Annotated in this window: 9 protein-coding genes; 6 read left to right on the top strand and 3 right to left on the bottom strand. The window is 70.3% G+C overall.

Annotated features, from left to right (window positions below; translation table 11 throughout):
* Positions 1–124 precede the first annotated feature (124 nt).
* Positions 125–1,417, bottom strand: coding sequence for a class I SAM-dependent RNA methyltransferase (locus ET475_RS11705; RefSeq protein ID WP_129390299.1), 1,293 nt, complete (start codon positions 1,415–1,417; stop codon positions 125–127).
* A gap of 379 nt (positions 1,418–1,796) precedes the next feature.
* Between ET475_RS11705 and ET475_RS11700 the strand changes: the two genes are divergently transcribed.
* The 3 genes from ET475_RS11700 to ET475_RS11690 all read left to right on the top strand — a co-directional run bounded on the left by ET475_RS11700 (position 1,797) and on the right by ET475_RS11690 (position 6,189).
* On the top strand, positions 1,797–2,444 hold the full coding sequence (locus ET475_RS11700; RefSeq protein WP_129390296.1) for a Maf family protein: 648 nt from the start codon (positions 1,797–1,799) through the stop codon (positions 2,442–2,444).
* Positions 2,445–2,522: 78 nt separating this feature from the next.
* Entirely contained in the window at positions 2,523–4,289 is a 1,767-nt protein-coding gene (locus tag ET475_RS11695) for an acetyl/propionyl/methylcrotonyl-CoA carboxylase subunit alpha (protein ID WP_129390293.1), read from the top strand.
* 1,039 nt (positions 4,290–5,328) lie between these two features.
* Entirely contained in the window at positions 5,329–6,189 is an 861-nt protein-coding gene (locus ET475_RS11690; RefSeq protein ID WP_129390290.1) for a hypothetical protein, read from the top strand.
* A gap of 423 nt (positions 6,190–6,612) precedes the next feature.
* Here the strand turns inward: ET475_RS11690 and ET475_RS11685 are convergent, their stop codons facing one another.
* Positions 6,613–8,067: an NAD(P)H-quinone dehydrogenase gene (locus ET475_RS11685; RefSeq protein ID WP_129393899.1), complete on the bottom strand. Its 1,455-nt coding sequence runs from the start codon at positions 8,065–8,067 to the stop codon at positions 6,613–6,615.
* A 130-nt stretch (positions 8,068–8,197) separates the two neighbouring features.
* Between ET475_RS11685 and ET475_RS11680 the strand changes: the two genes are divergently transcribed.
* The 3 genes from ET475_RS11680 (at position 8,198) to ET475_RS11670 (ending at position 11,618) form a co-directional block, all read left to right on the top strand.
* Positions 8,198–9,022, top strand: a complete 825-nt coding sequence (locus ET475_RS11680; protein WP_129390287.1) for a purine-nucleoside phosphorylase — start codon at positions 8,198–8,200, stop codon at positions 9,020–9,022.
* Positions 9,022–10,707, top strand: a complete 1,686-nt coding sequence (locus ET475_RS11675; protein ID WP_129390284.1) for a phospho-sugar mutase — start codon at positions 9,022–9,024, stop codon at positions 10,705–10,707. The genes ET475_RS11680 and ET475_RS11675 overlap by 1 nt, the downstream gene beginning before the upstream one ends.
* A 326-nt stretch (positions 10,708–11,033) precedes the next feature.
* Positions 11,034–11,618: a GNAT family N-acetyltransferase gene (locus tag ET475_RS11670; protein WP_129390281.1), complete on the top strand. Its 585-nt coding sequence runs from the start codon at positions 11,034–11,036 to the stop codon at positions 11,616–11,618.
* A 327-nt stretch (positions 11,619–11,945) separates the two neighbouring features.
* Here ET475_RS11670 and ET475_RS11665 read toward each other — a convergent pair whose 3' ends face one another.
* Entirely contained in the window at positions 11,946–13,859 is a 1,914-nt protein-coding gene (locus ET475_RS11665) for a BglG family transcription antiterminator (RefSeq protein ID WP_129390278.1), read from the bottom strand.
* Positions 13,860–13,946: the final 87 nt, after the last annotated feature.

The following is a 13,946-nucleotide window of genomic DNA, read 5'->3' as shown; positions in this document are numbered from 1 at the left end:
CGCGACGTCACTCGGCGACGCGGCACTCGGCGACGCGGTGCGAGGTCACTCGGCGACGCGGTGCAGCGCGGTGACGCGATGCGAGGTCACTCGGCGACGCGGCACTCGGCGACGCGGCGCGGCGTCACTCGGCGATGCGATGCAGCGCGGTGACCGCCTCGACGTGGTGCGAATTCGGGAACAGGTCGACGGCGGTCACCTCGGCCGCCTCGTAACCGCTCTCGCGGAAGGTCTTCAGGTCGCGGGCCAGCGCGACCGGATCGCAAGCGACATAGACGATGGATGCCGGTGCCAGGGCTGCGAGCTCGCGGACCACCTCGGTTCCCGCCCCGGATCGCGGCGGGTCGAGCACGACCACGCCGCGGCGAAGCCGGGCCAGGTCGCGCTCCCCCGCGCTCTGCCGCAACTGCGGCAGCCAGCGGTCCACGCGCCCCGTCTCGGCGCGCGCGCCGATCCAGGCGGCGAGGTTCTCGCCCGCGTGCTCGGTGGCCCGCGAATCGGATTCGACGCTGACGATGCGGGTGGCTCCGGCGTCGGCGAGCGCCGCGGCGAAAAGCCCGACCCCGCCGTACAGGTCCAGATGCAGGCCCTCGGGGTCGACCTCGGGAAGCGCCGCCGTGACGAGGTCGGTCAGGGTGGCCGCGGCCAGCCGATGCACCTGCCAGAATCCCCCGGCGTCGACCTGGAACCGCCGGTCGCCGACCTGCTCGACGACGACCTCGCGTGCCGGGTTGCGGCGCAGCCGCGGGGGCTGTGCGCCCTTGCCGGCGTCGCGCCGGGCACGGCGGTCGCGCGCCGGGTTGTGCTCGCGGGTGGGCCGGGGCAGCACGCGCACCCGCCCGTCCGCCGGCTCGACGAGGTCGATGCGGCCGGGGGCATCGGCGCTGAGGTCATCCGCAGCGGCGGCGATCGCCTCGGTCGCCAGCGGCAGATCGTCGACGGGGATCACCCGGTGGCTGCGCGCGGCGTACGGCCCGACACGGCCGGCGTCGTCGACGTGCAGGCTCACCCGGGTGCGCCAGCGCGTGCCGTCGTCGCCGGCGATCGGCACCATGCGGGCGGGCAGGTCGAGCCCGCCCATGCGCGTGAGGGCGTCCTGCAGCACCTCGAGCTTGAGCGCGCGCTGATGCGCGAGCTCGATGTGTCCGAAGTCGGCGCCACCCGGCCGCTGTTCGGGAGCGACGTCGACGTCGGCCTGAGGCCACACGTGCGCACGGCGGTGCGGCGAGGCATCCATCACCTCGACGGTCTCGCCGCGCCAGAACGACTTCTCGCCGGTCTGGGTCAGCCGTACCCGCACGCGCTCGCCGGGAATGGCGTCGGGCACGAACACGACACGACCCTCATGCCTTCCGACGAAGACGCCGCCGTGGGCGACAGAGGTGATATCGAGCTCGATGTGGTCGCCAGGCTGCATCCCCCGATCGTTTCACACGCGACTGCGGGGGTGCTGTGGGGCGGGCTCGCGTTCGCACCGCGGTGGTTTGGCGCGGCATCCGCGGTCGCACCGCGCCGGTTTGGCGCGGCATCCGCGGTCGCACCGCGGTGGTTTGGGGCGGGCCCGCGTTCGCACCGCGGTGGTTTGGCGCGGCATCCGCGGTCTCACCGCGCCGGTTTGGCGCGGCATCCGCGGTCGCACCGCGCCGCTGGCGCGGCATCCGCGTTCAAAACTCCGCTCATCTTGGCTCTCGCCTCGCTCTGAGGGGCGTTCTCGGCCCGTCCACCAACGGATGGGCTGCGTTTTGAACGCACCGGCCGCGGTACCCGCCGCGCATCCGCACGGCTACCGTGGACGCATGCGCGTGTGCCTGGCTTCGACGTCCCCCGCTCGCCTCATGCTGCTGCGGCAGGCCGGCATCGAACCCGACACTCTCGCGCCCGAGGTCGACGAAGAGGCCGTGATCGCCGCCGTCGAGGCCGCCGAAAACCGTCCGCTCAACCCTGCCGAGTACGTGCTGCTGCTGGCGCGGCGCAAGGCAGCCGATGTCGCCGCGCGGATCGCGGCCGACGACCCGTCGTTCGACGGCCTTGTCATCGGCGGCGATTCGATGTTCGTGCTCGACGGTCAGATCCACGGCAAGCCGTATACACCCGAGGTGGCCACGGCCCGCTGGCAGCAGATGCGCGGGCGCACCGGCATCCTTCATTCCGGACACAGCGTGTATCGGCTGCGACCCGGCGCGTCGCCGACCGAGGCGCACGGCACGGCCGAGGCATCCGTCACCTTCGCCGCCGACGTGACCGACGACGAGATCGACGCGTATGTGGCCACGGGCGAGCCGCTGCTGGTGGCCGGCGCTTTCACCATCGACAGTCTCGGCGGGCCGTTCATCGACCGCGTCGACGGCGACCCGTCGACGGTGGTCGGAATGTCGCTGTCGACGCTTCGGCGACTGGTGCGCGAACTCGGCGTGCGGTGGCCCGATACGTGGACGTCCTCGTAGATCGCCCCACACATTTTCGCGGCTATCTTGTGCGGTGCAGTCAAAAGAGGGCCGAAAACGCTCGGTAGGCTGAAGTCCATGCCTGAAATCGCCAAGGTGCTCATCGCGAACCGCGGCGAGATCGCCGTACGCATCATCCGAGCCGCACGCGACAGCGGGAAAGCCTCCGTCGCCGTCTATGCCGACCAGGATCGCGACGCCCTGCACGCCAAGCTCGCCGACGAGGCATATGCCCTCGAAGGTGCCACGAGCGCCGAGACGTACCTGTCGATCGACAAGATCCTGTCGGTGGCGCGCCGCTCGGGCGCCGACGCCGTGCACCCGGGATACGGCTTTCTCGCCGAGAACGCCGAGTTCGCCCGCGCCGTCATCGCCGCGGGACTCGTCTGGATCGGCCCGTCACCGGCGGCCATCGAGGCGCTCGGCGACAAGGTGACCGCCCGGCACGTGGCCGAAAAGGTCGGTGCACCCCTGGCTCCCGGCACGCAGGGCACCGTCTCTGGCGCTGACGAGGTCATCGCCTTCGCGCGTGAGCACGGCCTACCCATCGCCATCAAGGCCGCGTACGGCGGCGGCGGGCGCGGCCTGAAGGTCGCCCGTGAACTCGACGAGGTCGCCGAGCTGTTCGAGTCGGCCACCCGCGAGGCTGTCACTGCGTTCGGTCGCGGCGAGTGCTTTGTGGAGAAGTACCTCGACAAGCCGCGTCACGTCGAGACGCAGTGCCTGGCGGATGCCGCGGGCAATGTCGTGGTGATCTCGACACGCGACTGCTCGCTGCAGCGCCGCAACCAGAAGCTCGTCGAAGAGGCTCCGGCGCCGTTCCTGTCCGACGCGCAGCGCGAAGTGCTCTACTCCTCGTCGAAGGCGATCCTGCGCGAGGTCGGCTATGTCGGTGCGGGCACGTGTGAGTTCCTCATCGGTGCCGACGGCACGGTGTCGTTCCTCGAAGTGAACACGCGACTGCAGGTGGAGCATCCGGTCTCTGAAGAGGTGACGGGCATCGACCTGGTGCGTGAGCAGTTCCGCATCGCCGAGGGTGGCACGCTCGACTACGCCGACCCCGAGCCTGTCGGACACTCGATCGAGTTCCGCATCAACGGTGAAGACCCCGGGCGCGGGTTCCTGCCGCAGCCCGGGCCGATCAAGGTCTTCAAGACGTTCGGCGGCCCCGGAACGCGCCTGGACTCGGGCGTGACCGCCGGCGACGTCGTGGGCGGTGCTTTCGACTCGCTGCTGGCCAAGATCATCATCACCGGCCGCGACCGCGCCGAAGCGCTCGAGCGTGCCCGTCGCGCCCTCGATGAGTTCGAGGTCGGCGGGCTGCCCACTGTGCTGCCGTTCCACCGCAAGGTCGTGCGCGACCCGGCATTTGTCGCCGAGGACGGCGTCTTCGGCGTGTACACCCGGTGGATCGAGACCGAGTTCGAGAACGACATCCCGCCGTGGGACGGCGAGATCGGCGACCCCGAGCCGGCCGAGACCCGACACACCGTGGTCGTGGAGGTGGCGGGCAAGCGACTCGAGGTGAGTCTGCCCGACCGCATCGCCGCCGCTCCCATCGCGGCCGGCCGTCCGGCCGTCGTTCCGCCGTCGCGTCGCTCACACACCACGGTCGCCAGCGCCGGTGCGTCAGGTGACGCCGTGAAGTCGCCGATGCAGGCCACGGTGGTCAAAGTCGCGGTCGAAGACGGTCAGCATGTCGTGAAGGGCGACCTGGTCGTCGTGCTCGAGGCGATGAAGATGGAGCAGCCAATCCAGGCTCACAAGGACGGCGTCATCGGCACGATCAACGCCGCCGCCGGAACGACGGTTTCGGCCGGGCACCAACTGCTGACGATCTCGTAGCGGCGGGGGGCGGGGGCTTGCCGGCACGGCGTCGGCGGGGCGCGCTGGGGGTTCGCACGCGCTACCGAAATCTGCGTCCGCTACCCCAATCTGCACCCCGCCCACCCTCGCGCTACCCCGATCCGCATCCCGCCCGCCCTCGCGCTACCCCGATCTGCATCCGCGCATGCCAATCGCAGGCGCGAACGCAGAATCGAGCAGCGCGAACAAAACGTCGCCCCTGAGACGCCTCCAGCGAACCGCCCAGACGCGCCTCGCGCCACCCCAATCCGCGTCCGCTACCCCGATCCGCGTCAGCTACCCCGATCTGCGTCCGCTACCCCGATCTGCACCCCGCCCGACCTCGCGCTACCCCGATCTGCGTTCGCGCATGCCAATCGCAGGCGCGAACGCAGAATCGAGCAGCGCGAGCCAAACGTACCCGCTGAGACGCCTCCGCGAACCGCCCAGACGCACCTCGCGCCACCCCAATCCGCGTCCGCTACCCCGATCCGCGTCAGCTACCCCGATCTGCGTCCGCTACCCCGATCTGCACCCCGCCCACCCCCGCGCTACCCCGATCTGCGTTCGCGCATGCCAATTGCAGGCGCGAACGCAGAATCGAGCAGCGCGAGCCAAACGTACCCGCTGAGACGCCTCCAGCGAACCGCCCAGACGCACCTCGCGCCACCCGAATCCGCGTTCGCTACCCCGATCCGCGTCCGCCACCCCGATCCGAATCCCGCCCGCCGTCGCGCTACCCCGATCTGCGTCCGCTACCCCGATCTGCGTCCGCTACCCCGATCTACACCCCGCCCGACCTCGCGCTACCCCGATCTGCGTTCGCGCATGCCAATCGCAGGCGCGAACGCAGAATCGAGCAGCGCGAGCGAATCGCAGCTGCCGCCGCACCTCCCGCGAGCCGCCGACGCGCCCGCCGCGCGTCCCGCGAGCCACCGACGCGCCCCGCCGACGCGCCCACGCGGGCGCGCCGCCAAACCGCACATCACGCGTCTCGGTGGGACATCGGCCCGCCCAGGCGCACCGCTAGGATTTGTGCGTGCACCGTCGCATCCTCTCCACTCTCACCGCCGTGCTCGTGACCCTGGGGGCGGCGGGATGCAGCGCTGCGCCACACATCGACCTCGAAGACGCATGGCGCTGGGCGGAGCAGATCGACCAGCACCCACCTGCGGGCTACGTCGCCACGGCATCCTTTCTGAGTACCCTGCCCGGCCACACTGCCGAGCCCCCGGTCGTGCTCGACTTTGCGGCGCCTATGCAGCTGGAAGAATTCCGAGTCGCCTGTTACGGCGGCACAGACGTCCTTTTCGGCTATGAGCTGGCGGGCATCTCGTCGGCGCACGCACGGGTGTCGTGCGACCAGCAGCCCCACACGGTTTCCCCCGAGTCGTTCGCCACCCAGTCGGTACGTCTGACTGCGACGAGCACGATTCCCACGTATGTTGTCGTCGCGGCGATCGGCGGGCGGGCGACGTCCGAAACCGAGTCGGACTCCGACCCTTCAGCCGACCCGTGGGAGGGGTATTACGACGATCAGATGCAGAATCAGCCCGCTCCGGCACTGCTCTCGTTCGGCGGGTCGTTCGGGCCACCCGATGCGGTCAGCGTGGCGCAGACCACCGACGTGTCGATGTCTGCGGGGCACCACCTCGTGCAGGTACAGTGCGACGGGCCACGGAGTCTCGCCGTGACGCTGGCCGCCATCGCGGACGACGGCGACGATACTGAGGTGAGCGAAGGCGAACCAGCCGAGACGACACTGATCAACTGCCCTGTCATCGCGTTGCTTGAGCTGACCACGACGCAGCCCGGTCTCGTGGTGCGACTCGACAGCCGCGGGGAACCGGGCGGCTTCGTCGTGCGCGTCGATCCCAAGGAGTTCGCGCCCGAGGACTGAAGACGCCGGCGCAGAACGTCGGCCGGGTACGGGATGCCGCAGCCCGCACTCGGTGCGCCGCTGCGCACCGCTCTTCGAACATCCGCCAGCCGGACGTCGCGCCCAGCGTCGCGCGTTCGGCACATGAACGCACGTGCAGGGTCGCCCACAGCACGTGCAGGGTCGCACGCGCACGCGCGGTCGGCCACAACGTGATCGATCGCGCATTCGGCAGACGAACGCACGTGCAGGGTCGCCCACAGCACGCGCGGATGCACGCGCACGCGCGGTCGGCCACAACGTGATCGATCGCGCGTTCGGCAGACGAACGCACGTGCAGGGTCGCCCACAGCACGCGCGGATGCACGCGCACGCGCGGTCGGTCACAACGCGATCGCTACCGGCACCGAAAGCGCTCGGGTCGCGCAGGCCCGGTCGACCCGCTCAGTTCTCGCGAGGCGAGTTCGTCGTGTGCATCGCGTTGGCCACGTCGGTGATCATGCCCGACAGCGACGGGTAGACGGCGAACACGCGGGAGAGCTGATCGACCGACAGCCGCCGCTCAACCGCGATCGCGATCGGATAGATCATCTCCGACGCACGTGGGCCGACGATCACGCCGCCGATGACGGTGCCGCTGCCGGTACGCGCGATGATCTTGACGAAGCCGTCCTTGATGCCCATCATCTTCGCGCGCGGGTTCGACGACAACGGCAGCTTGTGCACCGTACCGCTCATGCGCCCGGCTTCGATGTCGGCCTCCTGCCAGCCGACGGTGGCGATCTCTGGCGCGGTGAAGATGTTCGAGGCGATCCGGCGGCGCTCCAGCGGAATGACGACATCGCCGAGCGCGTGGAAAACGGCCGTGCGTCCCTGCATCGAGGCCACCGATGCCAGCGGCACGAAAGTCGTGCAGTCCCCGGCCGCGTAGATGTTGGGCACGGAGGTGCGCGCGACCCGATTGACCTGGATGTGCCCCGAGTCGGTCATCTGCACCCCGGCGTCTTCCAGGCCGATCCCCGCGGTGTTCGGAATCGAGCCCACCGCCATCAGGCAGTGGCTGCCCGAGACGACACGCCCGTCGGTGAGGGTCACCTCGACGCCGTCTCCGGTGTTCACGACCTTCTCGGCCCGTGACTTCGACAGCACATGCATGCCACCACGTTTGAACACCTTCTCCAGCACGGCAGCGGCATCCTTGTCCTCACCCGGCAACACCTGATCGCGGCTGGAGACCAGCGTGACCTCGGAGCCGAGGTTCATATAGGCGCCCGCGAACTCGGCACCGGTGACGCCCGAGCCCACGACGATGAGATGCTCGGGCAGCCGCTTCATGTCGTACAGCTGCGTCCAGGTGAGGATGCGTTCACCATCGGGCTGTGCGCTGGGCAGCTCGCGCGGGGCCGCCCCCACCGAGACCACGAGCGTGTCGGCCTCCACGCGGTCGAAGTCGGTGCCGTCGGATGCCGTGGACACGACGATGGCGTTGCGGCTCTCGAGCCGGCCATGGCCCGAGATGATGCGCACACCCGCGTCGATCAGGGCCGCGCGCATGTCGTCGGACTGCTGCCGCGCGAGCGAGAGCAGCCGATGGTTGACGGCGGCGAGGTTGATTGCGACCTCAGGCTTGAGCGGCTTGCCCTCTTTGCCCTTCGCGAACAGCTGCACGCCCAGATCGGACGCCTGGGCTATCGCGACCGCCGCGTCGGCGGTGGCGATGAGGCTCTTGGACGGCACGACATCGGTGATGACCGCCGATCCGCCGACGCCGGCGCGCTCGACGAGGGTCACCTCGGCACCGAGCTGGGTCGCAGCCAGAGCCGCCTCGTACCCGCCGGGGCCCCCGCCGAGGATGGCGACGGACTGGGTGCGCTCGAAGCTCAACGACATGGACTCCATTCTCTCAGGCATCCCTCGCTCGTGGAAACCGGGGTTGCACGCCCTCGGTGATCCTCGTCGACGGCGGGCGAGCCCGGCGAGACGTGCCGCATCCTCGGCGAGTGGGGGTACCCAGCGCTACCGTTGTGGCATGACCGACAATCCGTTGGACGACCCGACCGCAGACCCGTTCGAGATCGCCCGCATCGCCGCCGCCGACATCGCGCGCCTGACCGGCGTCGAGCGGCACGACATCGCCCTGACCCTCGGCAGCGGCTGGGGCAAGGCCGCCGACCTGGTCGGCGAGACGACGACGACCCTCGCCGCCACCGAGGTCACCGGGTTCAGCAAGCCCGCGCTGGAGGGACACGCCGGCACGCTGCGCAGCATCCTGACCCCGTCCGGCACACGGGTGCTCGTCATCGGGGCCCGCACTCACTTCTATGAGGGGCACGGCGTGCGTCGGGTGGTGCATTCCGTGCGCACCGCGGCCGCCGCCGGAGCGAAGATCATGGTGCTCACCAACGGCGCCGGTGGCGTGCGGCGCACTTTCACGCCGGGCCAGCCGGTGCTCATCAGTGACCACATCAATCTGACCGCGGCATCCCCCCTCGAAGGAGCCACCTTCGTCGACCTCACCGACCTGTATTCCGCGCGGCTGCGGGATGTGGCCCGGTCGGTCGATCCCTCGCTCGACGAGGGCGTGTACTGCCAGTTTCGCGGGCCGCATTACGAGACGCCCGCCGAAGTGCGCATGGCCGGCCTCATGGGCGGCGACATCGTCGGCATGTCGACGGCGCTCGAGGCCATCGCCGCGCGCGAAGCGGGCATGGAGGTGCTCGGCTTCTCACTCATCACGAACCTGGCCGCCGGCATCCAAGAGACCCCGCTCAGTCACGGCGAGGTTCTCGAGGCCGGTCGCGAGGCCGAACCGGTGATCTCCGGGCTGCTGGCCCGGGTCGTGGAGGCGATCTGATGGACGAGGAGATTCTCGAGCGCGCGCAGGCGTGGCTCGCGCAAGACCCTGACGGGCAGACGCGCACCGAGTTGCGCGACCTCATCGGGCGGGCCAGTGCCGACGACGCGGACGCGCAGGCCGAACTGGCCGACAGGTTCGACGGCCGGCTCGTGTTCGGCACCGCTGGGCTGCGCGGACGCCTCGGCGCGGGCCCGCGGCGCATGAACCGGGTGCTGGTCGCGCAGGCCGCGGCCGGGCTTGCCGCGTATCTGAACGAGAAGGGCGGGCCGGATGCCCCGCCGTCGGTGGTCATCGGATACGACGGCCGCCGCAACTCACAGGTCTTCGCCACCGACTCTGCCGAGCTGTTCGCCGGTGCGGGGCTGCGCACGATCCTGCTGCCGCGGCTTCTGCCCACCCCGGTGCTCGCCTTCGCGGTGCGACACCTGGGCGCCGACGCGGGTGTCATGGTCACGGCATCCCACAACCCTCCCGACGACAACGGATACAAGGTGTACCTCGGGGGCGAAGACCAGGGGTCGCAGATCGTCGCTCCGGCCGACGCCGAAATCGCCGCGCACATCCAGCGGATCGCCGACGAGCGCACGGTGAGCGAACTGCCACGCTCGACCGCGTATGAGAGAGCGCCCGAGTCGCTCGTCGACGACTACGTCGCAGCGACCGCGGCGGTGGGGCCGGCTCCGGCAGGCGCCGAGGGGATGCGCTGGGTCTACACCGCCATGCATGGGGTCGGATGGGAGACCGCGGCACGCGTGATCGAGGCCGCGGGATACCCGGCGCCGGTGACGGTGACCGCCCAGCTCGAGCCCGACGGCGCGTTCCCGACGGTGTCGTTCCCGAACCCGGAGGAGCCGGGGGCGATGGATCTCGCGTTCGAGACCGCGCGCGAGGCCGATGCCGAGCTCGTGATAGCGAACGATCCCGACGCGGATCGCCTGGCCGTCGGCATCCCCTCGCCAGACGCCGAGGGCGGATGGCGGCGGATGACGGGCAACGAGATCGGGCTGCTGCTGGGCTGGCGAACGGCTCGGGCTGCGGCGGCGGCGGATGCCGCGGCCGGCGCCTCGCTGGCGTGTTCGCTGGTCTCATCCCCCGGGCTGCAGGCCGTGGCCGAGCACTACGGGCTCGCGTTCCACGCGACGCTGACCGGCTTCAAATGGATATCGCGCGCGCCCGGGCTGCTGTACGGCTTCGAGGAGGCCCTCGGGTACCTCGTCGATCCCGACGTGGTGCGCGACAAAGACGGCATCTCGGCCGCCGTGGCGGTGCTGCATCTTGCCAGCGAGGCGCGGGCCGAGGGCCGCACCCTCACCGACCTGCTTGAGGAGTTCGACGAGACGTTCGGCGCGTTCGTGAGCGATCAGGTGTCGATCCGGGTCGATGACCTCGCCGTGATCGGGCGGATCATGACGGGGTTGCGCGCCGATCCGCCGGCGCGACTCGGCGAGGTCGATGTCGAGGCGGTGGACGATTTCGGCGACGGGCACGAGGGGCTGCCTCCCACCGACATGCTGCGGCTGCAGCTGGCCGGCGGCGGGCGCGTGCTGGTGCGGCCGTCGGGGACGGAGCCCAAGCTCAAGGCGTATCTGGATGTGCGGGGGGATGCCGCTGCCGAAGCGGCATCCCGTCTCGCGGCGCTGCGCGCCGCCGTCTCCGCCCTGTTCGACGCTCTCTCCCGCTGACGCGCCCCGCCCCGCCCTTCCCCGCTCCGCGTCCTTGGCCGCGCGCCGCGTCCTTGGCCGCGCGCCGCGTCCTTGGCCGCGCCCCGCATGCCGGGCGCCCCGCGCGCCGTCCTTCGCCGAGTTGTCCTCTCGTTGCGCGACTTTACCCCGGGTTGCGCGACTTTACCCCCGGTTGCGTGACTTTACCCCCGGCCATGGTGGACAACTCGGGCAACAGATGGACAACTCGCGCAACAACGGGGCAACTCGGGCAACAGATGGACAACTCGCGCAACAACGGGGCAACTCGGGCAACAAGGGGACAACTCGCGGAATAGGATCGGGGCGTGAAATTCGCCGAAAGCGTCACCCTGGAGAACCCGTTCGTCCGACTCGAGCCGCTCAGCGAGGCACACAGCGGCGATCTCGCCGAGGCCGCCGTCGGACTCGATACCGCCTGGTACACGAGCGTTCCATCGCCCGCCGACATCCCGGCCGAGATCACCAAGCGCCTGCGCTGGCACGACGAGGGACATATGAACCCGTTCGCCGTGCGGCGCTTGGCGACGGGGCGCATCGTTGGAATGACGAGCTACTGCAACATCGACCAGCCCAACCGGCACGTGGAGATCGGACACACCTGGCTGGGCATCGAGACACAGCGCACCGAGGTCAATAGCGCCGCGAAGCTGCTGCTGCTCGGCCACGCGTTCGAGCAATGCGATGCCATCGCCGTCGAGTTCTGCACGCACTGGCACAACCGCCAATCGCGCGCAGCGATCGAACGGCTCGGCGCGAAGCTCGACGGCGTGCGCCGCAACGCGCGCATTCTGCCCGACGGCACGCTGCGCGACACCGTGATGTACTCGATCCTCCCGCACGAATGGCCGGCGGTGCAGCGCGGCCTGCTCGCTCGGCTTGAGCGCTACTGAGGGGCGCGGCCCCGGATGCCGCGGCCCGGCGCTCGGGCGCTAGTTTTCTGCGCTCGCGCCCGAGATTCACGGGCGCGAACGAAAAAGGCGGCGGCGCCGCGCCCCGAGACGACCGCGGGTGTCGACACGACAACCCGCGCAACAGGACAACTCGCGCAACGGCAGGACAACTCGCGCAACCCAAGGACAACTCGCACAACACGGGGGCAACTCGCGCAACGGCAGGACAACTCGCGCAACCCAAGGACAACTCGCGCAACACGGGGGCAACTCGCGCAACACGGGGGCAACTCGCGCAACACGAGGACAACTCGCGCAGGGGCGGGGTCAGCCGTCGATCACGGCGACCAGCTCGTCGAGGAACGACGAGAAGTCGGTCGCGCGGCGCACGATCCGCGCCACCGAGTCGTGCTCGCTGAACACCTCGACGAGCTGCTCGAACACTGTCTGGAACGCCTCGCGGTCGGCCTCTGAGAACGCCACCATGGCCACCACCTGCACGCGCGAGTCGCCCCAGGCGATCGACGGGTCGGCGACACCCACCGCGATCACCGTGCGCACGGCCGTCATGCCGATAGCGTGCGGCACCGCCAGCGCATCGGTGAACGCCGTCGATGAGAGTCGCTCGCGCTCGATCGAGCGCTCGACGTAGTCATCGTCGACGACGTCCAGCGCGACCAGCTTTCCCCCGAGCAGGCGAATCGCGGCCTCCTCCGAGCTCGCGCTCAACGCCGGCACGAACGCAGCCGCGTCGAAGTAGCGCTCCAGCTCGCCGCGCAGCCGCGCGAGTCGTCGCCCACGTCGCACCCGGGATGCCGCCGCCTGCACACGTTCGACGTCGGCATCGGTCAGAAACGGCTGGATGCGCACCGCGCGCTCGACAGCCGGCGGCGCATCGACGGTGGTCAGCACGAGGTCGGTGTCGATCGCCGCCCAATCGGGATCCATTCGTGTCTGCAGCCCGACCACCTCGATCGCCTGCCCGAGCGACCGGTCCACCGACGAGCGCAGCAGTTCGTGCAGCTCGTAATAGCCCGGGCAGACGATGGTCGCCGTCAGCAACTGCTCGGCCCGCCGGCTGCGTTCGAGCCGCCCGCCCACGTGCATGGCGATGTAGGCGATCTCATCATCGGGCAGCGTCATCCCGAGCCGGTCACGCAGGCCGCTGGCGATCGAGACCGCGATGTCGAAGATCATCGGATACGTCGACTTCAGCGACCGGGCGAGCGGGTTGCGCGACCAGGCCTGCTCGGCCGCGCGACGGCGCAGGTTCTGCACGTGCATCGACAGCCGCCGGATGAAGTCCTCGTGCACCAGGTCGACGAGGAACTCCTCGGCGGCCGCGCTCACCAGGTCGCGCACGGCTTCTTCGACCTCGGGATCGACCGGCGGGGTGGATGCCACGGCCGAACCGGGTGTGACCACCCGGGTGAGGATCAGCATGGCCAGATGATGCCGGTCGCCCGCCCCCAGGGCGACACCCAGGTGCTCGTCGACCAGCGCGCCCACCAGACTCGCTATCTCGTCGGCCGCCTCGCCGGCCGATTCCGACGCGGTATCGAGCGCGCGCCCGTGCGCGACCCGGTCTGCGGCGATGGCGATGTGCATGAGCACATCGGCAATGCCGAGCTCGTTGATGAAGTACCCTCGGGTGCCCAGCCCCGAGCGCAGCGCGGTCTCGAACGCGCCGTGCACGGCCGCGCTCAGCGACCCTTCGCCCAGGACCCGCCGCATTCCGTGCGTGTCGAAGGCCGCGGCATCCATCTCTTCGTGCACCAGCCTGCTCAGCAGTCGGCGCTGCGCGCTCTCGGCTCCGTGCATCCGCACGCGCGAGCCGGCACGGGCCAGCACGAGCGTCGTACCGGTCAGCAGCGAGCGCACGCGACCGAGGTCGGCCTCGATCGTGCCGCTGGACACGTGCAGCGCCTCGGCGGTCTCGTGCACGTCGATGCCCTCGGGCTGGTCCAGCAGCGCGCGAATGAGAGTGTGCAGGCGATCCTGCGGCGTCACCGCATCGGGAACGGCGGCACGGAGCGCGGACGGAGCATCCGCGCCCGCCCGGTACCCCTGCGGCCCCGACTCGACGACCACGCCGCCGGCCAGGCGTCCGTTCAGCGCTGTCACGTACGATCGCACGCTGCGCGGGGTGACGCCGAGGGTGTCGGCCAGGCGCCCCGCGGTGACCCACTCCCCCTGGCGCACGAGCAGGCCGAGCAGACGGTCCTGTCGCGCTCTGGTCACCGCTCTCCTCCTTGCGACCCGCGGAGCGTGGGGGCGCGATCCCAGTCAACCACGCCCGAGCGCGTTTCCGCCCCCGCGGAAACACAT

The sequence above is a fragment of the Microbacterium protaetiae genome (assembly GCF_004135285.1).
Lineage (GTDB): Bacteria > Actinomycetota > Actinomycetes > Actinomycetales > Microbacteriaceae > Microbacterium > Microbacterium protaetiae.
This window is presented reverse-complemented; position numbering and strand designations above follow the sequence as displayed.